At 62.4% G+C, this 25,018-nt stretch carries 36 protein-coding genes and 1 pseudogene; 3 read left to right on the top strand and 34 right to left on the bottom strand.

Annotated elements, in window-relative coordinates:
* Positions 1-66: 66 nt before the first annotated feature.
* The gene (locus KHP16_RS27150) at positions 67-2,235 is read right to left on the bottom strand and encodes a cytochrome c biogenesis protein ResB (protein ID WP_211961544.1); all 2,169 of its coding nucleotides are present in this window, start codon (positions 2,233-2,235) and stop codon (positions 67-69) included.
* 148 nt (positions 2,236-2,383) lie between these two features.
* On the bottom strand, positions 2,384-3,043 hold the full coding sequence (locus KHP16_RS27145) for a c-type cytochrome (protein ID WP_109585102.1): 660 nt from the start codon (positions 3,041-3,043) through the stop codon (positions 2,384-2,386).
* Between the two features lie 370 nt (positions 3,044-3,413).
* Here KHP16_RS27145 and yihA point away from each other — a divergent pair.
* From yihA to KHP16_RS27130, 3 genes and pseudogenes are all read left to right on the top strand, one after another.
* Positions 3,414-4,067, top strand: a pseudogene (gene yihA / locus KHP16_RS27140) (ribosome biogenesis GTP-binding protein YihA/YsxC); the annotation flags it as partial.
* Between the two features lie 445 nt (positions 4,068-4,512).
* Positions 4,513-5,505, top strand: coding sequence for a porphobilinogen synthase (gene hemB, locus KHP16_RS27135; RefSeq protein WP_109585101.1), 993 nt, complete (start codon positions 4,513-4,515; stop codon positions 5,503-5,505).
* Positions 5,506-5,514: 9 nt separating this feature from the next.
* On the top strand, positions 5,515-6,804 hold the full coding sequence (locus tag KHP16_RS27130) for a magnesium transporter CorA family protein (RefSeq protein WP_179594856.1): 1,290 nt from the start codon (positions 5,515-5,517) through the stop codon (positions 6,802-6,804).
* 12 nt (positions 6,805-6,816) lie between these two features.
* On the opposite strand, the gene dsbD is transcribed toward KHP16_RS27130, so the two are convergent.
* The 32 genes from dsbD to KHP16_RS26970 form a co-directional block, all read right to left on the bottom strand.
* Positions 6,817-8,748 carry a protein-disulfide reductase DsbD gene (dsbD, locus tag KHP16_RS27125; RefSeq protein WP_211961542.1) on the bottom strand — a complete coding sequence of 644 codons (1,932 nt, stop codon included), beginning with the start codon at positions 8,746-8,748 and terminating at the stop codon, positions 6,817-6,819.
* A 22-nt stretch (positions 8,749-8,770) separates the two neighbouring features.
* Entirely contained in the window at positions 8,771-9,124 is a 354-nt protein-coding gene (gene cutA, locus KHP16_RS27120) for a divalent-cation tolerance protein CutA (protein ID WP_147306235.1), read from the bottom strand.
* Between the two features lie 116 nt (positions 9,125-9,240).
* A complete protein-coding gene (gene rplQ, locus KHP16_RS27115) occupies positions 9,241-9,636 on the bottom strand; it encodes a 50S ribosomal protein L17 (RefSeq protein WP_029043791.1) in 396 nt (131 codons plus the stop codon).
* A gap of 160 nt (positions 9,637-9,796) precedes the next feature.
* The gene (locus tag KHP16_RS27110) at positions 9,797-10,777 is read right to left on the bottom strand and encodes a DNA-directed RNA polymerase subunit alpha (RefSeq protein WP_109585098.1); all 981 of its coding nucleotides are present in this window, start codon (positions 10,775-10,777) and stop codon (positions 9,797-9,799) included.
* Between the two features lie 179 nt (positions 10,778-10,956).
* Entirely contained in the window at positions 10,957-11,580 is a 624-nt protein-coding gene (gene rpsD / locus KHP16_RS27105) for a 30S ribosomal protein S4 (protein ID WP_109585097.1), read from the bottom strand.
* Positions 11,581-11,858: 278 nt separating this feature from the next.
* Positions 11,859-12,260 carry a 30S ribosomal protein S11 gene (gene rpsK / locus KHP16_RS27100; RefSeq protein WP_008642963.1) on the bottom strand — a complete coding sequence of 134 codons (402 nt, stop codon included), beginning with the start codon at positions 12,258-12,260 and terminating at the stop codon, positions 11,859-11,861.
* A gap of 24 nt (positions 12,261-12,284) precedes the next feature.
* On the bottom strand, positions 12,285-12,650 hold the full coding sequence (gene rpsM, locus KHP16_RS27095; RefSeq protein WP_109585096.1) for a 30S ribosomal protein S13: 366 nt from the start codon (positions 12,648-12,650) through the stop codon (positions 12,285-12,287).
* A gap of 19 nt (positions 12,651-12,669) precedes the next feature.
* A complete protein-coding gene (rpmJ, locus tag KHP16_RS27090; RefSeq protein WP_008642959.1) occupies positions 12,670-12,786 on the bottom strand; it encodes a 50S ribosomal protein L36 in 117 nt (38 codons plus the stop codon).
* 31 nt (positions 12,787-12,817) lie between these two features.
* Positions 12,818-13,036: a translation initiation factor IF-1 gene (infA, locus tag KHP16_RS27085; protein WP_010812378.1), complete on the bottom strand. Its 219-nt coding sequence runs from the start codon at positions 13,034-13,036 to the stop codon at positions 12,818-12,820.
* Positions 13,037-13,061: 25 nt separating this feature from the next.
* Positions 13,062-14,405 (bottom strand): preprotein translocase subunit SecY, encoded by a 1,344-nt coding sequence (gene secY, locus KHP16_RS27080; RefSeq protein ID WP_109585095.1) that lies wholly within the window; start codon positions 14,403-14,405, stop codon positions 13,062-13,064.
* Between the two features lie 48 nt (positions 14,406-14,453).
* Entirely contained in the window at positions 14,454-14,888 is a 435-nt protein-coding gene (gene rplO / locus KHP16_RS27075; RefSeq protein ID WP_109585094.1) for a 50S ribosomal protein L15, read from the bottom strand.
* Between the two features lie 22 nt (positions 14,889-14,910).
* Positions 14,911-15,093, bottom strand: coding sequence for a 50S ribosomal protein L30 (rpmD, locus tag KHP16_RS27070; RefSeq protein WP_010812381.1), 183 nt, complete (start codon positions 15,091-15,093; stop codon positions 14,911-14,913).
* A gap of 10 nt (positions 15,094-15,103) precedes the next feature.
* Complete coding sequence (rpsE, locus tag KHP16_RS27065) at positions 15,104-15,622, bottom strand: 30S ribosomal protein S5 (protein WP_011299302.1); 519 nt, start codon at positions 15,620-15,622, stop codon at positions 15,104-15,106.
* 18 nt (positions 15,623-15,640) lie between these two features.
* Positions 15,641-15,997, bottom strand: a complete 357-nt coding sequence (gene rplR, locus KHP16_RS27060) for a 50S ribosomal protein L18 (protein WP_109585218.1) — start codon at positions 15,995-15,997, stop codon at positions 15,641-15,643.
* An 11-nt stretch (positions 15,998-16,008) separates the two neighbouring features.
* Entirely contained in the window at positions 16,009-16,542 is a 534-nt protein-coding gene (gene rplF / locus KHP16_RS27055) for a 50S ribosomal protein L6 (RefSeq protein WP_109585092.1), read from the bottom strand.
* Positions 16,543-16,551: 9 nt separating this feature from the next.
* A complete protein-coding gene (gene rpsH, locus KHP16_RS27050) occupies positions 16,552-16,947 on the bottom strand; it encodes a 30S ribosomal protein S8 (RefSeq protein WP_109585091.1) in 396 nt (131 codons plus the stop codon).
* Positions 16,948-16,974: 27 nt separating this feature from the next.
* Positions 16,975-17,280 (bottom strand): 30S ribosomal protein S14, encoded by a 306-nt coding sequence (gene rpsN / locus KHP16_RS27045; RefSeq protein ID WP_109585090.1) that lies wholly within the window; start codon positions 17,278-17,280, stop codon positions 16,975-16,977.
* A 9-nt stretch (positions 17,281-17,289) separates the two neighbouring features.
* Positions 17,290-17,832, bottom strand: a complete 543-nt coding sequence (gene rplE / locus KHP16_RS27040; RefSeq protein ID WP_109585089.1) for a 50S ribosomal protein L5 — start codon at positions 17,830-17,832, stop codon at positions 17,290-17,292.
* 25 nt (positions 17,833-17,857) lie between these two features.
* On the bottom strand, positions 17,858-18,166 hold the full coding sequence (rplX, locus tag KHP16_RS27035) for a 50S ribosomal protein L24 (RefSeq protein WP_109585088.1): 309 nt from the start codon (positions 18,164-18,166) through the stop codon (positions 17,858-17,860).
* Positions 18,167-18,175: 9 nt separating this feature from the next.
* The gene (rplN, locus tag KHP16_RS27030; RefSeq protein WP_006576237.1) at positions 18,176-18,544 is read right to left on the bottom strand and encodes a 50S ribosomal protein L14; all 369 of its coding nucleotides are present in this window, start codon (positions 18,542-18,544) and stop codon (positions 18,176-18,178) included.
* Between the two features lie 280 nt (positions 18,545-18,824).
* The gene (gene rpsQ / locus KHP16_RS27025; protein ID WP_109585087.1) at positions 18,825-19,103 is read right to left on the bottom strand and encodes a 30S ribosomal protein S17; all 279 of its coding nucleotides are present in this window, start codon (positions 19,101-19,103) and stop codon (positions 18,825-18,827) included.
* Positions 19,100-19,294 carry a 50S ribosomal protein L29 gene (gene rpmC / locus KHP16_RS27020; protein WP_109585086.1) on the bottom strand — a complete coding sequence of 65 codons (195 nt, stop codon included), beginning with the start codon at positions 19,292-19,294 and terminating at the stop codon, positions 19,100-19,102. The genes rpsQ and rpmC overlap by 4 nt, the downstream gene beginning before the upstream one ends.
* An 11-nt stretch (positions 19,295-19,305) precedes the next feature.
* Complete coding sequence (gene rplP / locus KHP16_RS27015) at positions 19,306-19,722, bottom strand: 50S ribosomal protein L16 (RefSeq protein WP_006576240.1); 417 nt, start codon at positions 19,720-19,722, stop codon at positions 19,306-19,308.
* 2 nt (positions 19,723-19,724) lie between these two features.
* A complete protein-coding gene (gene rpsC, locus KHP16_RS27010; RefSeq protein WP_109585085.1) occupies positions 19,725-20,528 on the bottom strand; it encodes a 30S ribosomal protein S3 in 804 nt (267 codons plus the stop codon).
* A 9-nt stretch (positions 20,529-20,537) separates the two neighbouring features.
* Entirely contained in the window at positions 20,538-20,867 is a 330-nt protein-coding gene (rplV, locus tag KHP16_RS27005) for a 50S ribosomal protein L22 (RefSeq protein WP_010812393.1), read from the bottom strand.
* Between the two features lie 9 nt (positions 20,868-20,876).
* Complete coding sequence (rpsS, locus tag KHP16_RS27000; protein ID WP_109585084.1) at positions 20,877-21,152, bottom strand: 30S ribosomal protein S19; 276 nt, start codon at positions 21,150-21,152, stop codon at positions 20,877-20,879.
* Positions 21,153-21,174: 22 nt separating this feature from the next.
* Complete coding sequence (rplB, locus tag KHP16_RS26995; RefSeq protein WP_115955546.1) at positions 21,175-22,005, bottom strand: 50S ribosomal protein L2; 831 nt, start codon at positions 22,003-22,005, stop codon at positions 21,175-21,177.
* Positions 22,006-22,007: 2 nt separating this feature from the next.
* The gene (gene rplW / locus KHP16_RS26990) at positions 22,008-22,322 is read right to left on the bottom strand and encodes a 50S ribosomal protein L23 (protein WP_109585082.1); all 315 of its coding nucleotides are present in this window, start codon (positions 22,320-22,322) and stop codon (positions 22,008-22,010) included.
* Positions 22,319-22,939 carry a 50S ribosomal protein L4 gene (rplD, locus tag KHP16_RS26985; protein ID WP_109585081.1) on the bottom strand — a complete coding sequence of 207 codons (621 nt, stop codon included), beginning with the start codon at positions 22,937-22,939 and terminating at the stop codon, positions 22,319-22,321. Before rplD ends, rplW begins: the two co-directional genes overlap by 4 nt.
* 11 nt (positions 22,940-22,950) lie before the next feature.
* Positions 22,951-23,601: a 50S ribosomal protein L3 gene (gene rplC, locus KHP16_RS26980; RefSeq protein ID WP_115955550.1), complete on the bottom strand. Its 651-nt coding sequence runs from the start codon at positions 23,599-23,601 to the stop codon at positions 22,951-22,953.
* Positions 23,602-23,932: 331 nt separating this feature from the next.
* Positions 23,933-24,241: a 30S ribosomal protein S10 gene (rpsJ, locus tag KHP16_RS26975; RefSeq protein WP_006160488.1), complete on the bottom strand. Its 309-nt coding sequence runs from the start codon at positions 24,239-24,241 to the stop codon at positions 23,933-23,935.
* 77 nt (positions 24,242-24,318) lie between these two features.
* On the bottom strand, positions 24,319-25,018 hold a 700-nt coding region (locus KHP16_RS26970), incomplete at its 5' end, for an EF-Tu C-terminal domain-related protein (RefSeq protein WP_244836080.1).

Raw genomic sequence — 25,018 nt, 5'->3', positions numbered from 1 at the left:
GCTGGTTTTTACGACAACAACGGCACGTCCACATCATGGCGCGTGGATGTTGCGAATACCCGTCTATCACGCGTGGTCCGGCTTGCCCTCCGTCGGGTTGGCGCCCGCCGCGCGACCGACGTCGTCGCGCAATGCGGCGAATTCCCGCTCGAAATCGAGGGTCCGGCGTTGTGTGGACATCGCCATCAGTACCTCGCTGCCGTGACCTTCGTGCTTATCCTTGACCCAGATCCATACACGGCGCTCGCGGATGTAGAACATCGCAAAAACGCCAAGTACGAGCAGCAAGCACCCAAGATACACGATGTTTTTGCCCGGCGCACGCGTCATCTGGAACACGCTGGCACGCACTTGCTCGAAATCATCCAGTTGCAGAAAAACCGGTGCGGCGTAGAAAAAACTGTCCGAGAGCGAGTTGACCGCTTGTTGCAGAAAGGCACTGCTCCTGGCATCGTTGGCCACGGCTGGCGCCTTGTCCTTCTCGCGCGACAGCTGCCACAACTCCCACATGCTGCCGTTCAGAATGCGCAGCAGCACATCGGCCGCCTTCTGCTGCTCGGCCGGCGGCACCGTTTTCTCGAGGAACGCGGCAATCGCCGTAAAGCCGCCCGGCGGCGCGTCTGGCTGCGCGCGCGCCGCCCCTGCGAACAGGTCCATCGCGCGCAGCGCGCTCTCGGCCAGCTGGGCGCGCAGCGTCTCCCTGCCCTCGCCGGGCATCGAGATCGCCGCAAACCGGCGCGCGGCCTCGCCACGCATGGCGCGATCCTGCAGCGCGGCGCGCAGGCGCATCCAGTCCGTCACCGAACGCTGGTCGTCGGCCGGAATACGGAGGTAGCGGAAGGGCTCGTCCGGCGCCTCGCGCATGCCCGCCAGGAAGACGAGCTGCCCATCCAGCTCCACGGGCACCATGTAGTTGTTGAACTCGCGCGCCTGGCCGTTGCGGTCGCGCAGCTTGTACTGCACCGAGGGGCCGACGTTGCGGAACTCCTTGGCCTTGTCGAGGTTCGCCGCGGCGCCGAGGTGCTTCTCGAGCGTGGCCCCCATCGACTTGCGCGCCACGCCGCGCGCGTCTGGCTTGCCGGACGCGTCGGTCACGTTCTCCACGTTCATCAGCCGGAAGTCGCTGAACTCCACGGTCAGGCTGTCATCGTCCGCGCCCGTGCCGGTACCGGTCAGCGTGGCGCTGCCGCCAACGGCGCCCGAAAGCGCGAACGTCAAACCGGAGGTGCCGCTCATCGGATAGCCCACAAACTTCAGTTTGGAGCCGCCATCCTCGAAGCTCGACTGGTAGATTGCAATGCCATCGACGATCAGCGGCTCGTTCACCTTGATGGTCGCCGCGGTCTGCTTGCCCGTGACGCGGTCGGTCACGACCACATCCGACGCGAAAAGCTTGGGCATGCCCGTCGAGTAGAAGTCGACGGTGAACTTCTTGAGCGTCAGCGTGAACGGCAGATCCTGCACCAGCGCGCCATCGGCAATATTGAGAATCGCGGTGGACACGGTCGCACCCTCCGGCACGAACGCGTTGCCGCGGAATCCGGGATTGTTGGGCGACAACCGATGTTGCGGCGGCACGTCGGTGATCACGGCATTGCCGTTGATCGGCGTCTTGCCGCCAAACCACATCTGCGCGCGAATCAGCATGTCGCCGTCCAGCAGACCACCGATGCAGATCACGACAATCGCCGTATGGGCGAGGATGTAGCCGAGCTTGTTGAACGCGCCCGCCTTCGCCGCCAGCAGCGTGGCGCCCTCGTGCTCCACCGGCTTGATGCGATAGCCCCGGTTGCGCAGCAGCGCACCCAGACGCGACACGGCGTCCGCGCGCGCCATGCCGCCCTCGAACTCGCCGCGATGGTGGAACGCGCGCAGGCTCCGCTCGCGCACGTGGTCCTTCCACGACCGCATGTCCGCCACCATGCGCGGGCCATTTCGTGCAATGCACAACGACGTCGAGACCACCAGAAACGCGAGGATAAGCAGGAACCACCACGAGCTGTACACCTTCTGCAGCGACAGCGCATGGAACAGATCCGCCCAGAACGGCCCGAACTGGTTCACGTAGTTCGGGTAGGGCTCGTTCTGCTTGAGCACGGTACCGATCACGCTCGCAATGGCGATCACCGTCAGCAGCGTGATCGCAAATCGCATCGAGGACAGCAGCTCGACGGTGTCGCGCAGCACGCGGTGGGAGGTCTTCAGGTGCAGGCCCGAAGTGGAAGCGGTCGACATGACGGGTAACGCCGAGGCAAATCAGCAGGTGCGAGGGATGGAAAACAAAAAAGGGTGGTTCTGCTTTGCAAGCAGGCCACCCTCTTCGATTGCTGGCAGGACGCAGGGTTTCATCGACCAGCGTCCTGCATGACGGTACGGCGGGAGGTCAGCGCACGCCGGCCACGTAGTCGGCAACGGCCTTGATCTCGGCATCCGACATGCGCGCGGCGACGGTGCTCATCACCGAGTTGTTCTTGCGGGCGCCCTGGCGGAACGCGATCAGCTGCGCCTCCGTGTATTCGGCGAACTGGCCGCCGATGCGCGGATACTGCGCCGGAATGCCCGCGCCGGTCGGTCCGTGGCAGGCCGCGCAGGCGGGCACGCCCTTGGCCGCGATACCGGCACGGTAAATCTTCTGGCCGGCTTCGATCGTATCCTTGTTCTTGGCCGTTGCGGGCTTCAGCTGCTGCTTCGCCAGGTACGCGCCGATATCGCGCATTTCCTGGTCGGTCAGCACCGAGGCGTACGGCGTCATGATGGGGTTGTTGCGCGACTTGGACTTGAAGTCTTCAAGCTGCTTGTGCACGTACTCGGCCTGCTGGCCGGCGAGCTTGGGATTGGCGGCCGCGCCGCTATTGCCGGCGGCGCCGTGGCAGCTCAGGCAAGCGGGGACGTTGCGATCGGGAGCGCCTTGCGAATATAGCGTTTCGCCTTTGGCAGGATCGGCCTTCACAGGGGCCTGTTCTGCGGCGGTAGCCATTCCCGTCATGGTCAGCGCAGGGACAGCGAGCGCCATGACAGCCAGAATTTTCGCAATGCGGTTCATTCGCACACCTTGTCAGAATTGTTATGAATACCGAATGCAAGGCCGGCCGACCCGGAGCTCTGGCGGTGGGAACGCCTTCGGCAACGGGCCGTCGCGGCAATTCAACAATTGACCGCCGCGACATGCGTCCTGCGCAGTGGCGGACAGCCATTCGGGAATCGTAGACCTCGAGGATCCGCGCCGATGCCACAAAATGGATGTCACACGTCACCCGCTCAGGAGACCGTAAACCGGCGTATTGTACAATAAATCGCTTTCCGGATTGACGGCTGCACGCCACTGTGACGAGATGCCGCAATGTGCCCCCTGCCGTGTTCGGCAAGTCGCCCGCCGGCCCCGTCACCCGACGCTCCCGCCTCCATTCTTTCGCATGTCGCTTCTACATCAGGCCCGCTTCTTCATTACCGTCAATCACCTGCGAGACCTGCCCGCCACGGCCGTTCCCGAGGTGGCGTTCGCCGGGCGATCCAACGCCGGCAAATCCACGGCCATCAACATCCTCTGCAACCAGAAGCGGCTCGCCTTCTCATCGCGGACGCCGGGCCGCACGCAGCACATCAACTTTTTCTCCGTTGCGCCCGTCAAGGCGCCGGACCCGCTCGCCTTCCTCGTCGACCTGCCTGGGTACGGCTACGCGGAAGTGTCGGGCACGGCCAAGTACCACTGGCAGGGCCTGCTGAGCGATTACGTGCAGACGCGCACGCAGCTGTCCGGGCTGGTTCTGATGATGGACGCGCGCCGCCCGTTCACGGACCTCGATTGCCAGATGGTCGAGTGGTTTCTGCCTACGGGCAAGCCGATCCATGTGCTGCTCACCAAGGCGGACAAGCTGACGAACAGCGAGAACGCCCTGGCGCTGCGCGAGACGCGCAAGGTGCTCGCCGGCTATGCGGCGCAGATGGATGAACCCGTGCCCATGACCGCGCAACTGTTCTCGAGCATCAAGCGCCGCGGCATCGAGGAAGCCCAGCGCGTGATCGCGGGCTGGCTGTCGCTGCCGGAATCGCTGGAGCCGGAAGCACGCGGGGAAGTCGTTGTGGATATGGTTTCGGAAGGAGAGAGCGCCGAAACCGCGGCGCCGAGGGCTGTGGCGAAGGAAGCGCCAGCCAGAAAAGCTCCCGCAAAAAAGGCACCCAAGCATCGCATCCCGAAAGCTCTGCGCCCGAAGATCGCGCAGCCTTCGAAAGCGAAATCGAAGATCTAGAGCCGGTACAAAAAAAGCCCCGTTGCGTGGCAACGGGGACCAACTTCCCGCCGGTTGGGGCGGGTACCCGCTCAGGGAGGAGTAGCGGGGGACACCGCGCCGCACGAAGCAACACAGAGTGTCCGCGAGTATGATAGCGGGCACGCACAAAAGTTTAGTTTTTCTTTCCACGCGATCTGACGCACTGCAACGGGATGCGTGCCACGCCATAGTAGCGTCACCTCCAGCGTCAAACATGATCGCGCCGACTCCCCCGGAACTGCACATGTCTACGTTTCCCGAATATCGTCCCCGCCGCATGCGCCGTGACGATTTCTCGCGCCGCATGATGCGCGAAAACCGCCTCTCCCCCGACAACCTGATCTACCCCGTCTTCATCCTCGACGGTCAGAACCAGCGCCAGACCGTGGCATCGATGCCGGGTGTGGAACGCGTGTCGGTGGACCTGCTGCTGCCCATCGCCGAAGACTGCGTGAAGCTCGGCATTCCCGTCATCGCGCTGTTCCCGGTGATCGACCCGTCGCTGAAGACGCCCGACGGCATCGAGGCCACGCGCGCCGAAGGCCTCGTGCCGCGTGCGGTACGCGCGCTCAAGGACCGCTTCCCCGAGCTGGGCATCCTCACCGACGTGGCGCTCGATCCGTACACGAGCCACGGCCAGGACGGCGTGCTCGACGACAACGGCTACGTGATCAACGACATCACCGTGGAGATCCTGGTCAAACAGGCGCTGACTCAGGCCGAGGCTGGCGTCGATATTGTCGCGCCCTCGGACATGATGGACGGCCGTATCGGCGCCGTGCGCGCCGCGCTCGAAGAGAATCATCATATCCACACGCGCATCATGGCGTACTCGGCCAAGTACGCCTCGGCGTTCTACGGTCCGTTCCGCGATGCCGTCGGCTCTGCCGCCAATCTCGGCAAGGGCAACAAGATGACCTACCAGATGGACCCGTCGAACACCGACGAGGCACTGCGTGAAGTGGCGCAGGACATCATGGAAGGCGCGGACATGGTCATGGTCAAGCCCGGCATGCCGTACCTCGACATCGTGCGCCGCGTGAAGGACGAATTCCGTTTCCCGACCTACGTGTATCAGGTCAGCGGCGAGTACGCGATGCTGAAGGCCGCCGCGCAGAACGGCTGGCTCGACCACGACAAGGTCATGATGGAATCGCTGCTCGCATTCCGTCGCGCGGGTGCCGACGGCATCCTGACGTACTTCGCGCGCGACGCCGCGCGCCTGTTGCGGGGCTGATCCCGGCCGATGCAACTGCTCGGTTTTTCGGCCAGCCAGGTCCATCCCCTGGCCACGCTCGAGGCGGCGCGCGAGTTTCTCGCCGGCAATGCGGCGGCGCGATTCGTGTGGGCGGACTTCGACACCGAAGAGGTCGCGCCCGCGCCGTCCGCATGGCGTGACAGCCTCACGCCGCTGACCGGCGCGCCCATCCTCGACCTGCATCTGGTGGACGCGACCAATGCCGCCCATCCGTCGTTCTTCGATACGACGAATGCGTACGATATGGTCATCTTCCGCAAACTCACGTTCGAGACGAGCCGCCTCTTCGCGGAAGCGGAAGCAGACGCCTCACACGCCGCAACAGCAGGGGCTGCCGTGCCAACCGGTGCGCCAGCGACGGTTCCTGCCACGGCGCATCCCTTCGCACCGCCCTCGCCCGCGTCGCCACCGGCCTCGGCACAAAAGCCGGCACGCAAATATCCGCCGGGCTTCCTGCCGGCCCTGGCCCGCATCGACACACAGCCCGTCACGTTCTTCGTGTTCGACACGGTGCTCATCACCGTGCGCCCGGGCCCCTCGCGCACGCTGGATCAGGTACGGCAGCGCCTGCTCGATCTCTGCCAGGCACCCCGCCCGGCCGGCGTCGCGGGCACCAATGGACAAGCCGCGCTGATCCACGGCGTCCGTCCGCCGACGCGGCCCGAGGACCTGATGCTGCGGCTACTCAACGCGATGGTGGACCGCTACCTCGAACTGCGGTCGCCGCTTACGCGCCAGCTCGATCGCTGGCAACGCGCGCTGCTGAGCGCGCGCCGCAGTTTCTCGAGCTGGGAAGGATTGCTCGATGCCCGCATCCAGTTGCGGAGGCTCGAGCATCTGAGCGAGGAACAGCGCGACGCGCTGCAGGAGTTCCGCGACAGCCTGCTCGACAACCGCTACAGCAGCGAAGAAGACGGCGCGACGCTACCGTCGCCGGCCAGCCGGGACGAGGTCCTGCTCGTCCGGCTGACGGACCTGATGGAACATATCCAGCGCGTACTCGCGCACGCGCGACGTCTCGAGGACTCGATCGAATCCGCGGTCCAGATCCACTTCTCCGCGGTCGCGCATCGGACCAATCGCACGATGCGCACGCTCACGATCCTCACCGCGCTGTTTATGCCGCTGACGCTCATCACGGGCATCTTCGGCATGAACTTCGACCGCATGCCATGGCTGCATGCGCCAGATGGATTCTGGTGGTCGATCGGACTGATGGGCGGCGTGGTCGCCGCCATTGGCGCGCTGTGGGCGCTTGGCCGCTGGCTGGATCGCTAACCTGTATCGTCGTTAGCGCGACGCCACGCTGGACGTCCCGAACGCGCGCTCGAGGCTATCCAGAAACCGGTCCGCGGACTGGTACCCGATGACCCGCACCGGCCGCTCCTTGCCATCCGTGCCAAACAAGATGATCCCCGGCGGCCCGAATAACCCAAAGCGCTTCAACAACGCACGATCGTCGGCATTGTTGGCGGTCACGTCCGCCTGCAACAACGTCAACTGCGCCATGCGCGCACCCACCTTCGCATCGGAGAACGTGAACTTCTCCATTTCCTTGCAGCTCACGCACCAGTCCGCATAGAAATCGAGCATCACAGGACGCCCAGCCGCCGCGGCCGCGGCCACGCGGGCGTCGAGATCGGCCACGGTGCGAATCCGCTCGAACCGCACCGCGTCCTTCGCCCCCGCACCTGCCGGGTTGCCTGCCCCATCAAAGCTCAAGTGCGACAGCGGCTGCAACGGATCCCGCCCACCGGAAGCCAGCCCCACCAGCACAATGGCCCCGGCCAGCGCGGCAAGAATACCCAGTCCCTTCCCGAGCCGCGACAATCCGCGCGCGTCTGCCCCCAGTGCATCGAACGCACCGAGATACACGGCGCCCACGAGTAGCAACGCCGCCCAGGCCACCATCACGATCCACGCGGGCAGGACTGGCGTCACCATCCAGATCGCCACGCCGAGCAGCAGAAAACCGAAGAAGCGCTTGGTCGCTTCCATCCAGCGCCCCGCGCGCGGCAGCAGATTGCCAGCGCCGAGGCCGACGAGCACGAGCGGCACGCCCATGCCGATGGCCATCGCAAACAGCGCGCTGCCGCCCGTCACCGCATCGCCCGTCTGCGCGATATAGGCCAGTGCACCCGCGAGCGGCGCCGTCACGCAGGGCCCCACGATCAGGGCCGAGATCGCGCCCATGACGGCGGCCCCGGCAATCTGCCCGCCCTGCCGCTTGTTCGACGATTCGGTCAGCCGCGTCTGCCAGCGCTGCGGCAACTGCAGCTCATAGAGCCCGAACATGGACAATGCGAGCGCGACCATCAGCACAGCGAACGCACCGAGCACCCACGGCGTCTGGAGCGCCGCCGCCAGGCCCTCGCCGATCAGCCCCGCCGCGACACCGATCGCCGTGTAGACCACGGCCATGCCCAGTACGTACGCGATCGACACCGTGAAAGCACGCCCACGCGTGACATGCTCGCCCACCACGATAGACGACAGAATCGGCACCATCGGCAGCACGCACGGCGTGAAGGTCAGCAGCAGTCCAAGTCCGAAGAACAGCGCGGCGATGACGCCAACATTACGGCTGGCCAGCGCGCGCGCGATCCGATCTCCATCATCGGGCACGGCCAACGCAGGGGCGGGAGCCAAGGTGGCGGGCGGCGCCGCGCTTGACGTGGCCGCCGGCGCACGATCGCCGAACAGATTCGCCAGCGGCGCCCCGCCCACGCGGAACACATGCTCCTGCGGCGGATAGCACAACCCCTTGTCCGCACAGCCTTGCGACGTCACCGTCAGCGCCCACTTCCCGTCGGGCGGCCCGGCTTCCACCGGCACGCGTATCGTCACGCTGCCGCGGTACGTCTCCATCTCCTTGTTGAAGGTCTCGTCGAACTTGACCTTCCCATGCGGAAACTCCGGTATACCCAGCTTGACCGACGCAGGCTGCGCCGCAAACGCAAAGCGCTCCCGATACAGGTAGTAGCCATCGGCTACGTCGAAACGCACCTCGATGGTCCGATCGTCGAGCTGCCGCGCGGCAAACCTGAAGGCCTGCTCGGGCGGCAGAAAGTCGTCCTCGCTCGCGGCCCGCGCGGTGCCCTGCGACAGCAGTAGCCCCAACAGGGCGAGCAGCAACACCGCCGCCAGCCGCCACGCGGCGTTGCCCCATCTGCGCGCGCCAACATCGATGGCGCCCGATCGGATCCCCAGCTGGACCTGCATACCCGTCGATTCCTGTTCTGTTTTACGTTGCAGAGCCCGCCCCAGCCTCTGCCCGCACCCAATCGAGATACGGCCCATGACCTGCCGCTACTGGCCACGCCACAAGCTCCGGAACATCGTAGGGATGCACCGCCCGCAACGCAGCCTCCAGCGCGCCATACTGGCCCGCCGTGGTCTTGATCAACAGCGGCCACTCCTCGGCCTGCTCGAGCTTGCCCTGCCACCAGTACTCGGACTGGCACGGCGCCAGCCGGTTCACGCACGCGGCCACCCGCGCCTCCAGCAGCGCGCGCGACACACGGGTCGCGGTCGCTTCGTCCGGCAGCGTGGTCATGGCCACGATCACCGCCTCGGGGGGCAGGGTCCCAACCGTCATTGCATGGTTCCTTGAAAGCCCGGCGTCCAAAACAAAAGAGCCAGGCAAAAGCCTGGCTCGATTGTAAGCGCTACGTGCGAGCCCGTCGTGAGACAGGCTGCCGCAGGTCCGATACCTTATTCCGCAGCTTCTTCAGCCGGGGCTTCGGTGATTTCCGGACGGTCGACCAGTTCGACCAGCGCCATCGGCGCGTTGTCGCCCTGACGGAAACCGAACTTCAGGATGCGGGTGTAGCCGCCCGGACGCGCGTTGTAACGCGGGCCCAGTTCCGTGAACAGCTTGGTCACGATGTCGCGATCGCGCAGGCGGGCAAATGCCAGGCGACGGTTCGCCACGGTGTCCTTCTTGGCCAGCGTGATGAGGGGCTCGACGACCTTGCGCAGTTCCTTGGCCTTCGGCAGGGTGGTCTTGATCAGCTCGTGTTGGAACAGCGAGTTGGACATGTTGCGCAGCATCGCGAGACGGTGCGACGAGGTGCGGTTCAGCTTCCGCAGGCCATGACGGTGACGCATGATGATTCCTTTCGATAACAGTGTTTGACCAGCTCTTCTATCGCCACGCCGTCATGCAGACGGACATTGCGCGGGCCGGTAGTGCTTCCATGTCGCCGGCACCATTGCCGGCGGCAGACTCGACAGGCGGGACCCCGTTGCCGGGCTCCCGCCATGCGAATTACTTCTCCAGACCTGCGGGCGGCCAGTTCTCGAGCTTCATGCCGAGCGTCAGGCCACGGGAGGCGAGGACTTCCTTGATCTCGTTGAGCGACTTGCGACCCAGGTTCGGGGTCTTGAGCAGTTCGTTCTCGGTACGCTGGATCAGATCGCCGATGTAGTAGATGTTCTCGGCCTTCAGGCAGTTGGCCGAGCGCACGGTCAGTTCGAGGTCGTCGACCGGGCGCAGCAGGATCGGATCGATCTGCGGCGTACGGCTCGAAGCCGCCTCGGCGGCCGACTCGGTGCCTTCCAGCGCGGCGAACACGGACAGCTGATCGACCAGGATGCGAGCCGACTGGCGGATCGCTTCCTCGGGCGAGATCACGCCGTCGGTTTCGATGTTCATCACGAGCTTGTCGAGGTCGGTACGCTGTTCCACACGCGCGGATTCCACGGCGTACGACACGCGACGCACCGGCGAGAACGACGCGTCCAGCACGATGCGGCCGATAACCTTGCCCGCTTCGTCACCGAACTTGCGCACGTTGCCCGGCACATAGCCGCGGCCTTGCTCGACCTTGATCTGCATGTCCAGCTTGCCGCCGGCAGACAGATGGGCGATCACGTGATTCGGATTGATGATCTCGACGTCGTGCGGCAGCTCGATATCGGCAGCCGTGACCACGCCTTCGCCATCCTTGCGCAGCGACACCGTGACTTCGTCGCGGTTGTGCAGCTTGAAGACCACACCCTTCAGGTTCAGGAGCAGGTTGACCACGTCTTCCTGCACACCGTCGATGGTGGAATACTCGTGCACCACTCCAGCGATCGTGACCTCGGTCGGCGCGTAGCCGACCATCGACGACAGCAGCACGCGACGCAGCGCGTTACCGAGCGTATGGCCGTAGCCGCGCTCGAACGGCTCCATCACGACCTTGGCGTGATGGTCGCCAAGCGGTTCGACGGCGATGATTTTTGGCTTGAGGAGTGCTGTTTGCATTAGGTTGTCCTTTTCAATACCCTCGGCTCGTTACACCGATAAGGCTGACGTTTGGAACCTGAAAAAACCCATCGCATGATGGGCAATAAGCCCGACCGCGCGTGGAGCGCGTCGGGCTGATAACGAGGCGTTGCGGGAGACGCAAGCGCGGGAACCGTTTCGCGGATCGATGGGTTCGATTAACGCGAATACAATTCGACGATCAGGCTCTCGTTGATGTCGCCGGAAATGTCGGCGCGATCCGGGGCTTGCTTGAAGGTGCCTTCGAACTTCTTCGAATCCACGGCCACCCAGGTCGGGAAACCCGACTGCTCGGCCAGCGACAGCGCTTCAGCGATACGCACTTGCTTGCGCGATTGTTCACGCACGGTGACCACGTCGCCCGACTTGATCTGGGCCGACGGCACGTTCAGTGCAATGCCGTTCACCAGGATCGCCTTGTGCGACACCAGCTGACGTGCTTCAGCGCGCGTCGAGCCGAAGCCCATGCGGTACACAACGTTGTCCAGACGCGATTCCAGCAGTTGCAGCAGGTTTTCACCCGTGTTGCCCTTGCGGCGGTCGGCTTCGGCGAAATAGCGGCGGAACTGACGCTCGAGCACGCCGTAAATGCGCTTGACCTTCTGCTTTTCGCGCAGCTGGTTGCCGTAGTCGGACGTACGGGCACCCGAGGTGCGGCCGTGCTGACCGGGCTTGCTGTCCAGCTTGCACTTGTCGGCCAGTGAGCGGCGGGCGCTCTTCAGGAACAGATCGGTGCCTTCGCGGCGGGAAAGTTTGGCCTTCGGGCCGGTATAACGTGCCACTTTATCTTCCTTTGATCGATCGCGGCGCCGCCTCGCGAAGCGCCGAACCATCGGTTCGCTCCGGGCACGCCGCGAGTCCGTCAGTGAATCTGACGGACGGTGGGCTTATTGGCATCCGTGGCGCCGAAACACCGCGGAGTAACGCAAAAGCATGAGACGCAAAACGAAAACCTGCCGCAACAGGTTGCAGCAGGTCAACGCGCGATACTACCACATCGAAGAAACATCGGCATCGCGCCAAATTATTTCGGCACGATGTCGACGTCGATTGTCGATGCTTAGATACGACGACGCTTCGGCGGACGGCAGCCGTTGTGCGGCACCGGCGTCACGTCTTCGATCACGGCGATCTTGATGCCGAGCGCGTTCAGCGCGCGGACAGCCGATTCGCGGCCAGGACCGGGGCCCTTGATGCGCACTTCCAGGTTCTTGATGCCCTGGTCTTGCGCCACGCGGCCGGCGTTCTCGGCAGCAACCTGGGCAGCGAACGGGGTCGACTTGCGCGAACCCTTGAAGCCCTGGCCACCGGCGGTCGCCCACGACAGGGCGTTGCCCTGACGGTCGGTGATCGTGATGATGGTGTTGTTGAACGAAGCGTGAACGTGCGCAATGCCGTCGGCAACGTTCTTCTTGACCTTCTTACGCGCGCGCTGGGCGGCGTTGTTCGGACCTTTTGCCATGTGTCTGTTCCTATGCCTTCGGCTTTACTTCTTCAGAGCCACGCCGGCCTTACGCGGACCCTTGCGGGTGCGGGCGTTGGTGCGGGTACGCTGGCCGCGGAGCGGCAGACCCTTGCGGTGGCGGACGCCACGATAGCAACCAAGGTCCATCAGACGCTTGATGTTCATCGTGTTTTCGCGACGCAGGTCACCCTCAACCGTAACCTTGCCCACTTCGTCACGAAGCTTTTCCAGGTCGGCGTCGGTCAGATCCTTGACCTTCTTGTCAAACGGAACACCGGTGGCCTCGCAAATCTTACGAGCGCGCGAGCGGCCAACACCGTAGATAGCCGTCAGGCCGATCTCGGTATGCTTGTGGTTGGGGATGTTAACCCCTGCGATACGTGCCATTCGTCAATCCTCTTTCCGATTAGCCTTGGCGTTGCTTGTGGCGGGGATCCGACGAGCAGATCACGCGCACCACACCGTTGCGCTTGATGATTTTGCAGTTGCGGCAAATGCGCTTCACAGAAGCCAGCACTTTCATGATTTTCCTCTTCCTTCAATTCCTGTTCGCTTCACTTCGTCCGGAAGACGATGCGCGCGCGTGACAGATCATATGGCGTCAATTCAACGGTCACCTTGTCACCCGGAAGAATCCGGATGTAGTTCATTCGCATCTTGCCGGAGATGTGGCCCAGCACTACATGGCCATTTTCGAGCTTGACGCGGAACGTCGCGTTGGGGAGATTTTCCAGGACCTCCCCTTGCATCTGGATGACGTCGTCTTTTGCCATACCTAGAGCCTGGTCCCACCCCGCTTCATCGCACGGTGAGGTTACCCTTGAAATTCGCCTTCTTCAGCAGGGACTCATACTGCTGCGACATGACGTACGACTGCACTTGCGCCATGAAGTCCATCGTGACGACCACGATGATCAGCAACGAGGTTCCGCCGAAATAGAACGGAACGTTCCAGCGCAGCACCAGGAATTCAGGCAGCAGGCAGACCAGCGTGATGTAGATCGCGCCAGCCAGCGTGAGTCGCACCAGAATCTTGTCGATGTAGCGCGTCGTCTGCTCGCCCGGACGAATACCCGGAATGAAGGCACCGCTTTTCTTCAGGTTGTCTGCGACTTCCCGGCTGTTGTACACCAGGGCCGTATAGAAGAAGCAGAAGAAAATAATTGCAGCCGCATACAGCAGGATGTACACCGGCTGACCCGGCGACAGCGTGGCGGCGAGGTCCTTGATGAACCGGCCAACCGAGCCTGTCGAGTCAGACGTGAACCAGCCCGCGATCGTCGCCGGGAACAGGATGATCGACGACGCGAAGATCGGCGGAATCACCCCGGCCATGTTCAGCTTCAGCGGCAGGTGCGACGACTGACCGCCGTACACCTTGTTGCCGACCTGACGCTTGGCATAGTTCACGAGGATCTTGCGCTGACCGCGTTCGATGAACACCACGGCGAAGGTCACACCCACGATGATCGCCACGATCAGGATCGCCGCGATGATGCTCATGGAACCCGTACGGACCAGTTCGAACAGTCCGCCGATCGCATTGGGCAGGCCCGCCGCGATACCACCGAAGATGATGATCGAAATCCCGTTGCCCAGTCCGCGTTCGGTGATCTGCTCACCGAGCCACATCAGGAACATCGTGCCGGTCACCAGCGTGATCACCGCCGTTGCGCGGAACATCAGGCCCGGATCGATGACCAGACCCGGCTGCGACTCCAGCGCGACTGCGATCGACAGCGCCTGGAAGGTGGCCAGAACCACCGTGCCGTAGCGCGTGTACTGCGTGATCTTCCTCTGGCCCGCCTGCCCTTCCTTCTTCAACGACTCCAGCTGCGGCAGCACGATCGTCAGCAATTGCATGATGATCGACGCCGAGATGTACGGCATGATGCCGAGCGCGAAGACGGTGAAGCGCGACAGCGCACCGCCCGAGAACAGGTTGAACATCCCTAGGATGCCACCCGACTGACTCTGGAAAAGCTTCGCCAGCTGGTCCGGATCGATTCCCGGCACCGGAATATGCGCACCGATGCGGTAGACGATCAGGGCCAGCACCAGGAACATCAGACGGCGCTTGAGATCGCCGTACTTTGCGGTGTTCCTGGCTTGCGTGCTTGCGTTAGGTTTCGCCGTGGCCAAACGATGCTCCGACTATGACTCGCGTCCTGCTGCGATGACTGCTGGTAATTACTCGGCGATCTGGCCGCCAGCGGCTTCGATCGCGGCCTTGGCACCAGCGGTGGCGCCCAGACCCTTGATCGTGACCTTGCGGGTCAGCTCGCCAGCCTTGATCACCTTCGCGGTCTTGACCAGTTCGCCAACGAGGCCGGCCTGCTTCAGGACCAGCAGGTCCACTTCGGCAGCTTCCAGGCGCTCGATGTCGCGCAGGGTCACTTCGGCGGTGAACGCCTTCGTCAGCGAGGTGAAACCACGCTTCGGCAGACGACGATACAGCGGCATTTGACCGCCTTCGAAACCCACCTTGTGGAAGCCGCCCGAACGCGACTTCTGACCCTTGTGACCACGACCGGCAGTCTTGCCCAGGCCGGAGCCGATACCGCGGCCGACGCGACGCTTGGCGTGCTTCGAACCGGCAGCCGGTTTCAGGTTGTTCAGTTGCATGTTGCTCTCCGAGTTCCCGGTATCAGGCCAGAACCTTGACCAGGTACGAGACCTTGTTGATCATGCCGCGCACGGCGGGCGTGTCCTGCAGTTCCGACACCGAATTGATTCGGCGCAGGCCCAGGCCACGGACGGTGGCGCGATGATCCTCGCGCGTACCGATCAGGCTGCGCACGAGTTGCACTTTTACGGTTTTCTGCGACATGTCGTTCACCTTAACCGAGGATGTCTTCGACCGACTTGCCACGCTTCGCAGCGATCTCGCTCGGCGTGCTCATCTTCTGCAGGCCGTCGAGGGTAGCGCGAACCATGTTGTACGGGTTCGTCGAGCCGTGGGACTTGGTAACGACGTTCGTCACGCCCATCACTTCGAAGATGGCGCGCATCGGGCCGCCGGCGATCACGCCGGTACCTTCCTTCGCGGGCATCATCAGCACCTTGGCGGCGCCATGCTTGCCAACCACTTCGTGTTGCAGCGTGCCGTTCTTCAGCGAAACCTTGACCATCTTGCGACGGGCTTCGTCCATCGCCTTCTGCACGGCCACGGGCACTTCCTTCGCCTTGCCCTTGCCCATGCCGATGCGGCCATCGCCATCACCAACCACGGTCAGCGCGGCGAAACCGAGGATACGGCCGCCCTTCACCACCTTGGTGACGCGGTTGACCGAGATCATCTTCTCGCGGAGGCCGTCGTCGCGTTCGTCCTGCTGGACTTTTGCTTGCATCTTTGCCATGACGTATCTCTCTCTCGCTTAGAACTTGAGGCCGGCTTCGCGCGCAGCGTCAGCCAGTGCCTTCACGCGGCCGTGGAAACGGAAACCGCCGCGATCGAACGCAACGACTTCCACGCCGGCTGCCTTCGCCTTCTCGGCGACGCGCTTGCCAACCACGGTGGCGGCGGCGACGGTAGCACCGCTGCCGGTCAGTTCCTTGCGCACTTCTGCTTCGGCCGTCGAAGCCGACGCCACCACCTGGGTGCCGCACGGCGAGTAGACCTGAGCGTAGATATGCGAATTCGTACGGAACACGGTCAGACGATTGACTTTCATCTCCGCGATTTTGGCGCGGGTCTGACGTGCACGGCGCAAACGAGCGTCTTTCTTGTTCATCATTGCACCCCTTACTTCTTCTTGGTTTCCTTCAGGATGACGCGCTCGTCGGCGTAGCGAACACCCTTGCCCTTATAGGGCTCAGGCGGACGGTACGCGCGGACTTCCGCGGCAACCTGACCGACTTTCTGCTTGTCCGCACCCTTGATGATGATCTCGGTCTGCGTCGGCGTTTCCGCCTTCACGCCGGCCGGCATCTCATGGATCACGTCGTGCGAGAAACCAAGCTGGAGCTTCAGCGCGGTACCTTGGAGCTGGGCACGATAGCCCACGCCTACCAGGGTCAGCTTGCGCTCGAAACCGGTGGTCACGCCCTTGACCATGTTGGCCGCGAGGGCGCGCATGGTGCCTTGCAGGGCGTTAGCTTCACGCGACTCGTCTGCCGGAGCAAACGTCAGCGTGTCATTTTCGACATTGGCCTTCACCAGACCATGGATCGGTTGCGACAGCGTACCGAGCGGGCCCTTCACGGAGAGCACGCCGCCTGCCACATTCACTTCCGCGCCTTTCGGCAGCGCGATGGGAGCCTTACCTACACGGGACATGGTTCCTCCTTAAGCGACGTAGCAAAGAACTTCGCCGCCCACGCCGGTGGCACGTGCCTTGCGGTCGGTCATCAGACCCTTGGGGGTCGAGATGATCGCCACGCCGAGGCCGTTCATCACCTGGGGAATGTCGGTACGGCCCTTGTATACGCGCAGACCGGGCTTCGAGACGCGTTCGATGCGCTCGATAACCGGACGGCCGGCGTAGTACTTGAGACCGATGGTCAGTTGTGCCTTGCCGCCATCTTCCTGGACGGCGAAGTCATCGATATAGCCTTCGTCCTTCAGGACCTTGGCGATCGCTGCTTTCAGCTTCGACGAGGGCATGACAACGGACGCCTTCTGCACGCCTTGAGCGTTGCGGATGCGCGTCAGCATATCGGCGATCGGATCGCTCATGCTCATACTGTTTCTCCTGTAGCCTGTGCGTAATTACCAGCTGGCTTTCGTCAGACCCGGGATTTCGCCCTTGAAGGCGATTTCGCGGATCTTGTTACGCGCCAGGCCAAACTTGCGGAAGGTGCCGCGGGGACGACCGGTGATCGCGCAACGGTTGCGCTGACGGGTCGGGTTCGCGTTGCGCGGGAGCTGTTGCAGCTCGAGACGCGCCAGATAACGCTCTTCTTCCGACTTTTCTTGGTCGTCGATGATGGCCTTGAGGGCTGCGCGCTTCGGGGCGAACTTCGCCACGAGCTTTGCGCGCTTCTTCTCACGTTCAATCAGAGCCAGTTTAGCCACGGTTACCCCTTAATTACGGAACGGGAACTTGAACGCACCGAGAAGCGCCTTGGCTTCTTCGTCGTTCTTCGCCGTCGTCGTGATGCTGATGTTCAGACCACGCAGTGCGTCGATCTTGTCGTACTCGATTTCGGGGAAAATGATCTGCTCTTTCACACCGATGTTGTAGTTGCCACGACCGTCGAACGAACGGCCCGACACACCACGGAAGTCACGGACGCGCGGCAGTGCCACCGTCACGAAACGATCGAGGAATTCGAACATGCGCTCACCGCGCAGGGTCACCATCGCACCGATGGGGTAGCCCTGGCGAATCTTGAAGCCGGCGATAGCCTTCTTGGCCTTCGTTACCACGGGCTTCTGACCAGCGATCTTCGTCAGGTCGCCGACTGCCAGTTCAATGACCTTCTTGTCATTGATGGCTTCGCCAAGACCCATGTTCAGGGTGATCTTGGTGATGCGCGGCACTTCCATGACCGACTTGTACCCGAATTGCTCGATCAGCTTCGGTACAACCTTCTCTTTGTAAAACTCTTGCAGACGTGCTGCCATGCTCAACTCCTATCCGTGCCCAGAATCAAGCGGCGACGACGGCGCCGGTGGTCTTCAGGAAGCGCACGCGCTTACCGTCTTCCACCTTGAAGCCGACGCGCGACGGCTTGCCATTGGCATCCACGAGCGCAACGTTGGAAATATGCAGCGGCATGACCTTGTCGACCACGCCACCAGTGGTGCCCAGCATCGGGTTCGGGCGAGCGTGCTTCTTCGCGACGTTCACGCCTTCCACGGCGACCTTCTCGCCGAGAACGGCTTGCACGGTACCGCGCTTGCCCTTGTCCTTGCCAGTCAGCACGATGACTTCATCGCCCTTGCGAATCTTGTTCATGGCGGCTCCTTACAGCACTTCCGGTGCGAGCGACACGATCTTCATGAAGCGCTCGGTACGGAGTTCACGAGTCACCGGCCCGAAGATGCGGGTGCCGATCGGCTCGAGCTTGTTGTTCAGCAGGACGGCGGCGTTGCCGTCGAACTTGACGAGCGAACCGTCCGCGCGACGCACGCCCTTGGCGGTGCGCACGACAACGGCGTTATAGATGTCGCCCTTCTTCACGCGACCGCGCGGCGCTGCGTCCTTCACGGTCACCTTGATGATGTCGCCTACGCTCGCATAGCGGCGCTTGGACCCACCCAGCACTTTGATGCACAGCACTTCGCGCGCACCAGTGTTATCGGCCACTTCGAGCCGGCTTTCTGTCTGAATCATGGTGTTATCTTCCCAACTTAATCCGCCAGGCGAGCCTGTCGGTCAGTCTTGGTCCCGTCGGTCCAAGGCTTTGCGCCAGAACCGCTTGGGTTGATCAACTTTGAAGTCGGTAGTCACCAGACGACGCGATCCGCGAATAGCTACGGGGTACATCATCTGGGCGGGGTTCGCCTTACAGGTCCGTCTGGTTGGCACTGCTAAGACGGGCGCAATAAAGCGGAAGTCCAGGATTATAGCAACATAACCCTGGACCTTGCAAGTCAACTTGAGAACGTTGTTCTTAGATGACGCGCGCCGCTTCTACCAGCCGGGAAACCACCCAGGACTTGGTCCGCGAGAGCGGACGCGTTTCCTGGATTTCGACCTTGTCGCCTTCCTTGTACTGGTTGGCTTCGTCGTGTGCGTGGTACTTCTTGGAACGCAGCACGTACTTGCCGTACAGAGGATGCTTGACGCGGTTTTCGATCAGGACCGTAACGGTCTTGTCCATCTTGTCGCTTACAACACGGCCAACCAGAGTGCGGCGAAGCGACGATTCCGTTTTTGCAGCTTCAGTCATTTCGAGCTCGCCTTCTCGTTCAGCACGGTTTGCACCCGCGCGATGTCCTTGCGCACCTTCTTCAGCTGGCTGGTGTTCTGCAGCTGTTGGGTGGCCTTTTGCATGCGCAGGCTAAATTGGGCCTTCAGCAGCTCGGAGAGCTCCTGGTTCAGCCCGGCGGCGTCCTTGCCGCGAAGTTCGGATGCTTTCATCCCTGCTCTCCTTACGTCCCGACCTGACGCACAACGAAGTTCGTGGCGATCGGCAGCTTGGCCGCGGCAAGGCGGAACGCCTCACGTGCCAGCTCTTCACTCACGCCATCCATTTCGTACAGCATCTTGCCCGGCTGAATCTCAGCCACGTAGTACTCCGGATTGCCCTTACCGTTACCCATACGGACTTCAGCGGGCTTCTTCGAAATCGGCTTGTCCGGGAAAATCCGGATCCAGATGCGGCCGCCACGCTTGATGTGACGGGTCATCGCACGACGTGCCGATTCGATCTGGCGCGCGGTCAGACGACCACGGCCCATGGCCTTCAGGCCGAATTCGCCGAAAGACACGGCGTTGCCACGGGTAGCCTTACCCGTGTTGCGGCCTTTCTGCTCCTTGCGATACTTTCTGCGCTTGGGTTGCAGCATCGTTATTCTCCACTCTTCGCATCTGCGCCAGGCGCAGCGCGGCGACCGGCACCACCGGCGCCACCGCGACGGTTGCCCGACGGACGGCCACCTTCGCCATCACGGCGACGGCCTTCCGGACGGGCCGGGCGACGGCGACGTTCGTCTTGCGGCTCTTCCACCACGGGCGCTTCATTGCGGCCCAGGTGATCCCCCTTGTAGACCCATACCTTGACACCGATGATGCCGTAGGTGGTTTCTGCCTCGGAGAAGCCGTAGTCGATGTCAGCGCGCAGCGTGTGCAGGGGCACACGGCCTTCGCGGTACCACTCGGTACGGGCGATTTCGATGCCGTTCAGACGACCCGAGCTCATGATCTTGATACCTTGAGCACCGAGGCGCATCGCGTTCTGCATCGCGCGCTTCATGGCGCGACGGAACATGATGCGGCGCTCGAGCTGCTGGGTGATCGAGTCGGCGATCAGCTGCGCATCGGTTTCCGGCTTGCGGATTTCCTCGATGTTCACGTGCACGGGCACACCCATGCGGCGTTGCAGCTCGGCCTTGAGCAGTTCGATGTCCTCACCCTTCTTGCCGATCACCACGCCCGGACGCGAGCTGTAAATGGTGAGACGTGCGTTGCGGGCGGGGCGCTCGATCACGACGCGGCCAACCGATGCGTTCTTGAGCTTCTTCTTCAGGAAGTCACGAACTTCGATGTCTTCTTTCAGCATGCCGGCGAACTTCGTGTTGTTGGCGTACCAACGCGAAGCCCAGTTACGGCTGACGGCCAGACGGAAGCCAGTCGGATGAATCTTCTGTCCCATCGTGACTCCTTAGTTGCCGAGCGTCACAGTGATGTGACAGGTTTGTTTCTCGATGCGGTTGCCGCGGCCCTTTGCCCGTGCCGTGAAACGCTTGAGCGAGGTTGCCTTGTCGACGAAGATCGATTTGACCTTGAGTTCGTCGATGTCAGCGCCTTCGTTGTGCTCGGCGTTGGCGATGGCCGATTCGACCACCTTCTTCACAATCCCGGCAGCCTTTTTCGGGCTGAACGTCAGGACGTTGAGCGCGCGCTCGATCGGCAGACCACGGATCTGGTCAGCGACCAGACGCGTCTTCTGGGCGGAGATGCGGGCACCGCGATGAATCGCTTTCACTTCCATGATGGCACCTTACCTCTTCGCTTTCTTGTCAGCCGCGTGGCCCTTGAACGTACGCGTGAGCGCAAATTCACCGAGCTTGTGGCCAACCATGTTTTCCGTCACGTACACCGGCACGTGTTGACGGCCGTTGTGCACGGCGATCGTCAGACCGATGAAGTCCGGCATGATGGTCGAGCGGCGCGACCACGTCTTGATGGGCTTCTTGTCCTTGCCGCTGACTGCAGCTTCCACCTTCTTCAGCAGGTGGGCGTCGCAGAACGGACCCTTTTTTGCGGAACGAGTCATATCTTTAGCTCCTACCTACCGATTAACGCTTGTGGCGCTTCTGCACGATCATGCTGGCAGTGCGCTTGTTGCTGCGGGTACGGTAGCCCTTGGTCGGGGTACCCCACGGCGAAACCGGATCGCGACCAGCGGCGGTACGACCCTCACCACCACCGTGCGGGTGGTCGACCGGGTTCATCACCACACCGCGGACGGTCGGGCGAATACCGCGCCAACGCGTTGCACCGGCCTTGCCGATAACACGCAGGCTGTGCTCTTCGTTGCCTACTTCACCGATGGTGGCGCGGCATTCGATATGCACGCGACGCACTTCACCGGAGCGCAGACGCACCTGGGCGTACACGCCTTCGCGGGCCAGCAGCACGGCGGAACCGCCAGCAGCGCGCGCAACTTGCGCACCCTTGCCCGGCAGGATTTCGACGTTGTTGATCGTGGTACCGACAGGAATGTTGCGGATCGGCAGGTTGTTACCGGCCTTGATCGGCGCTTCCGAACCGTTCAGCAGTTGCTGACCGGCGGTCATACCCTTGGTAGCGATGATGTAACGGCGCTCACCGTCGGCGAACAGCACCAGCGCGATGTTCGCGCTGCGGTTCGGATCGTATTCCAGGCGCTCGACCTTGGCGGGGATACCGTCCTTGTCGTTACGCTTGAAGTCGACCACACGGTAGTGGTGCTTGTGACCACCGCCCTTGTGACGGGTGGTGATGTGGCCGTTGTTGTTACGACCCGACTTCTGGAATTGCTTTTCCAGCAGCGGAGCGTGCGGGGCGCCCTTGTGAAGGTCCTTGTTGACGACCTTCACCATCGAGCGACGACCCGGCGAGGTCGGCTTGGTCTTGACGAGTGCCATGATTACTTGGCCTCCGCTTCGAAATTGATTTCCTGACCCGGCTTCAGCGAAACGTAGGCCTTCTTCACGTGGTTACGACGACCCATGAAGCGACCGAAACGCTTTTGCTTGCCCTTCTGGTTCAGGATCTGAACGGACTGCACCTCGACCTTGAACAGCAGTTCGACGGCGGCCTTCACCTCGAGCTTGTTAGCATCGCGGGCCACTTCGAACACAACCTGCTCATTCTTGTCGGCGACCAGGGTTGCCTTTTCGGAAACCACCGGCGCGAGCAGCACCTGCATCAAACGATGATCGTTCTTGGCTACTTGCGTCATTTGAGCAACTCCTCGATCTGCGCGACAGCCGCCTTGGTCACGAGCACCTTCTTGTAGTGCACGAGCGAGAGCGGGTCTGCCTGGCGCGGCTCGACAACTGCCACGTGCGGCAGGTTGCGCGAAGCCAGGTAGAGGTTTTCGTCGAGGCTGTCGGTGATGATCAGCACCGAGTCCAGGCCCATGGCCTTGAACTTGTCGGCCAAGAGCTTGGTCTTGGGCGCGTCGACAGTGAAACCGTCCACCACGTTGATACGACCTTCACGTGCGAGCTGCGAGTAAATCGAGCGCATACCGGCACGGAACATCTTCTTGTTGACCTTCTGGCTGAAGTTCTCTTCCGGCGAATTCGGGAAGATACGGCCGCCCCCGCGCCACAGCGGCGAGGAAGACATACCGGCACGAGCACGGCCCGTACCCTTCTGGCGCCACGGCTTCTTGGTCGTGTGCTTGACCTCTTCACGATCCTTCTGCTTACGGTTACCGCTACGCGCGTTAGCCTGGTAAGCAACTACGATCTGGTGAACGAGGGCTTCGTTGTAGTCACGGCCGAACACTTCCGGCGAGGCGGTCACGCCGGCGCCGATCTGGCCATTGTCCTGGAGGAGCTTGAGTTCCATTGATGCGCTCCTTAAGCTTTGGCTTTGGCCTTGACGGCCGGGGTAACGATGACCTTGCCGCCCTTCGAACCCGGGATGGCACCCTTGACCAGCAGCAGCTTGCGCTCTGCGTCGATCTTGGCGATCTCGAGGTTTTGAACGGTACGGGTGACATCACCCAGATGGCCCGTCATGCGCTTGCCGGGGAACACACGGCCCGGATCCTGCGCCATACCGATGGAACCCGGCACGTTGTGCGAACGCGAGTTACCGTGGGTGGCACGACCCGACGCGAAGTGGTAGCGCTTGATGGTACCGGCGTAGCCCTTACCGATGCTCACGCCTTGAACGTCGATCTTCTGACCGACTTCGAAGAGGTCGACCGACAGCGCGGCGCCGGCTTGCAGCTCGGCAGCCTTTGCGGCATCGATACGGAACTCTTTGATGACTTCACCGGCTTCGACGCCGGCTTTGGCGAGGTGACCCGCCAGCGGCTTGGTGACGCGGCTTGCGCGTCGGCTGCCGAAGGTGACTTGAACCGCAGTATAACCGTCGGTCTCGTCCGTCTTGATTTGCGTCACGCGGTTGTCGCCGACCTCGACCACGGTAACGGGAATCGAATCACCGTCGTCCGTGAAAATACGGGTCATGCCAACCTTGCGACCTACAAGGCCAAGGCTCATGGTTTGCTCCATTCCCAGCTGCGATTGGCCGGGGCTGATTGATACACGAAAACTGTGTGAGCGGGTTGCGCGAAGAAGATTGCGCACGGCCAAAATGACCACCCACTACCCGAAGAAACGGGTAGCCTTACACTATATCTCAGTACTTTGGAAAGAACAACAACCATCTCGCATATTTCTCGATGATGGTGTGCGTTCGGCGCGCGTAGACGTCGCGAATGCGACAGGAAGCGGCGGGAGGGATACTTGATCGGCTTCAAAAAGCAAAACGGCGAACCGAGGTTCGCCGTTTCGAGCCGATCACGAGCGACTGGCGTCGCCCGGGTCATGCTTACACCTTGATTTCGACGTCCACGCCAGCCGGCAGGTCGAGCTTCATCAGCGCGTCCACGGTCTTGTCGGTCGGATCGACGATATCCATCAGGCGCTGGTGCGTGCGGATTTCGAACTGATCGCGGCTGGTCTTGTTGACGTGCGGCGAACGCAGGATGTCGAAGCGCTGGATGCGGGTCGGCAGGGGCACGGGACCCTTGACGATCGCGCCGGTACGCTTGGCGGTATCCACGATTTCGGCGGCCGACTGGTCGATCAGGCGATAGTCGAAAGCCTTCAGGCGGATACGGATCTTCTGGTTCTGCATGTTTGTTCCTTAAAGAGCGATGGGCCAGCGGCCCGGGATAAAGGGGTCATGCCCGAAGGCATGCCCCGGAAGGATGCTTAGTCGAGGATCTTTGCCACGACGCCGGCGCCGACGGTACGGCCGCCTTCGCGGATAGCGAAGCGCAGACCTTCTTCCATGGCGATCGGGGCGATCAGCTTGACCGTGATCGACACGTTGTCACCCGGCATCACCATTTCCTTGTCCTTCGGCAGCTCGATCGAGCCGGTCACGTCGGTCGTACGGAAGTAGAACTGCGGGCGGTAGTTGTTGAAGAACGGCGTGTGACGGCCACCTTCGTCCTTCGACAGAATGTAGACCTCACCCGTGAAGTGCGTGTGCGGCTTGATCGAGCCCGGCTTGCACAGAACTTGACCACGCTCCACGTCTTCGCGCTTCGTGCCGCGCAGCAGCAGACCTACGTTGTCACCGGCCTGGCCCTGGTCCAGCAGCTTGCGGAACATTTCCACGCCCGTGCACGTCGTCTTCACCGTCGGGCGGATACCCACGATTTCGATTTCTTCGCCGACCTTCACCACGCCGCGCTCGATACGACCCGTCACCACGGTACCGCGGCCCGAGATCGAGAACACGTCTTCCACCGGCATCAGGAACGTACCGTCAACCGCGCGCTCCGGCGTCGGGATATACGTGTCCAGCGCTTCGGCCAGGCGCATGATCGCTTCTTCGCCCAGGTCGCCCTTGTCGCCTTCCAGCGCCAGCTTGGCCGAACCCTTGATGATCGGCGTGTCGTCGCCC

Source organism: Cupriavidus plantarum (genome assembly GCF_905397285.1).
GTDB classification, from domain to species: Bacteria; Pseudomonadota; Gammaproteobacteria; order Burkholderiales; family Burkholderiaceae; genus Cupriavidus; species Cupriavidus plantarum.
Note: the sequence above shows the minus strand (reverse complement) of the source record. Positions and strands in the feature narration are given on the sequence as shown.

Bases quoted from the DNA above. Each gene is read 5' to 3' on its own strand.
- KHP16_RS27150 (WP_211961544.1), bottom strand. From the start codon at position 2,235: ATGTCGACCGCTTCCACTTCGGGCCTGCACCTGAAGACCTCCCACCGC.
- KHP16_RS27145 (WP_109585102.1), bottom strand. From the start codon at position 3,043: ATGAACCGCATTGCGAAAATTCTGGCTGTCATGGCGCTCGCTGTCCCT.
- hemB (WP_109585101.1), top strand. From the start codon at position 4,513: ATGTCTACGTTTCCCGAATATCGTCCCCGCCGCATGCGCCGTGACGAT.
- KHP16_RS27130 (WP_179594856.1), top strand. From the start codon at position 5,515: ATGCAACTGCTCGGTTTTTCGGCCAGCCAGGTCCATCCCCTGGCCACG.
- dsbD (WP_211961542.1), bottom strand. From the start codon at position 8,748: ATGCAGGTCCAGCTGGGGATCCGATCGGGCGCCATCGATGTTGGCGCG.
- cutA (WP_147306235.1), bottom strand. From the start codon at position 9,124: ATGACGGTTGGGACCCTGCCCCCCGAGGCGGTGATCGTGGCCATGACC.
- rplQ (WP_029043791.1), bottom strand. From the start codon at position 9,636: ATGCGTCACCGTCATGGCCTGCGGAAGCTGAACCGCACCTCGTCGCAC.
- KHP16_RS27110 (WP_109585098.1), bottom strand. From the start codon at position 10,777: ATGCAAACAGCACTCCTCAAGCCAAAAATCATCGCCGTCGAACCGCTT.
- rpsK (WP_008642963.1), bottom strand. From the start codon at position 12,260: ATGGCAAAAGGTCCGAACAACGCCGCCCAGCGCGCGCGTAAGAAGGTC.
- rpsM (WP_109585096.1), bottom strand. From the start codon at position 12,650: ATGGCACGTATCGCAGGGGTTAACATCCCCAACCACAAGCATACCGAG.
- rpmJ (WP_008642959.1), bottom strand. From the start codon at position 12,786: ATGAAAGTGCTGGCTTCTGTGAAGCGCATTTGCCGCAACTGCAAAATC.
- infA (WP_010812378.1), bottom strand. From the start codon at position 13,036: ATGGCAAAAGACGACGTCATCCAGATGCAAGGGGAGGTCCTGGAAAAT.
- rplO (WP_109585094.1), bottom strand. From the start codon at position 14,888: ATGCAACTGAACAACCTGAAACCGGCTGCCGGTTCGAAGCACGCCAAG.
- rpmD (WP_010812381.1), bottom strand. From the start codon at position 15,093: ATGTCGCAGAAAACCGTAAAAGTGCAACTCGTGCGCAGCCTGATCGGT.
- rpsE (WP_011299302.1), bottom strand. From the start codon at position 15,622: ATGGCAAAGATGCAAGCAAAAGTCCAGCAGGACGAACGCGACGACGGC.
- rplR (WP_109585218.1), bottom strand. From the start codon at position 15,997: ATGAACAAGAAAGACGCTCGTTTGCGCCGTGCACGTCAGACCCGCGCC.
- rplF (WP_109585092.1), bottom strand. From the start codon at position 16,542: ATGTCCCGTGTAGGTAAGGCTCCCATCGCGCTGCCGAAAGGCGCGGAA.
- rpsH (WP_109585091.1), bottom strand. From the start codon at position 16,947: ATGAGCATGAGCGATCCGATCGCCGATATGCTGACGCGCATCCGCAAC.
- rplE (WP_109585089.1), bottom strand. From the start codon at position 17,832: ATGGCAGCACGTCTGCAAGAGTTTTACAAAGAGAAGGTTGTACCGAAG.
- rplX (WP_109585088.1), bottom strand. From the start codon at position 18,166: ATGAACAAGATTCGCAAGGGCGATGAAGTCATCGTGCTGACTGGCAAG.
- rplN (WP_006576237.1), bottom strand. From the start codon at position 18,544: ATGATTCAGACAGAAAGCCGGCTCGAAGTGGCCGATAACACTGGTGCG.
- rpsQ (WP_109585087.1), bottom strand. From the start codon at position 19,103: ATGACTGAAGCTGCAAAAACGGAATCGTCGCTTCGCCGCACTCTGGTT.
- rpmC (WP_109585086.1), bottom strand. From the start codon at position 19,294: ATGAAAGCATCCGAACTTCGCGGCAAGGACGCCGCCGGGCTGAACCAG.
- rplP (WP_006576240.1), bottom strand. From the start codon at position 19,722: ATGCTGCAACCCAAGCGCAGAAAGTATCGCAAGGAGCAGAAAGGCCGC.
- rpsC (WP_109585085.1), bottom strand. From the start codon at position 20,528: ATGGGACAGAAGATTCATCCGACTGGCTTCCGTCTGGCCGTCAGCCGT.
- rplV (WP_010812393.1), bottom strand. From the start codon at position 20,867: ATGGAAGTGAAAGCGATTCATCGCGGTGCCCGCATCTCCGCCCAGAAG.
- rpsS (WP_109585084.1), bottom strand. From the start codon at position 21,152: ATGACTCGTTCCGCAAAAAAGGGTCCGTTCTGCGACGCCCACCTGCTG.
- rplB (WP_115955546.1), bottom strand. From the start codon at position 22,005: ATGGCACTCGTCAAGACCAAGCCGACCTCGCCGGGTCGTCGCTCGATG.
- rplW (WP_109585082.1), bottom strand. From the start codon at position 22,322: ATGACGCAAGTAGCCAAGAACGATCATCGTTTGATGCAGGTGCTGCTC.
- rplD (WP_109585081.1), bottom strand. From the start codon at position 22,939: ATGGAACTCAAGCTCCTCCAGGACAATGGCCAGATCGGCGCCGGCGTG.
- rplC (WP_115955550.1), bottom strand. From the start codon at position 23,601: ATGAGCCTTGGCCTTGTAGGTCGCAAGGTTGGCATGACCCGTATTTTC.
- rpsJ (WP_006160488.1), bottom strand. From the start codon at position 24,241: ATGCAGAACCAGAAGATCCGTATCCGCCTGAAGGCTTTCGACTATCGC.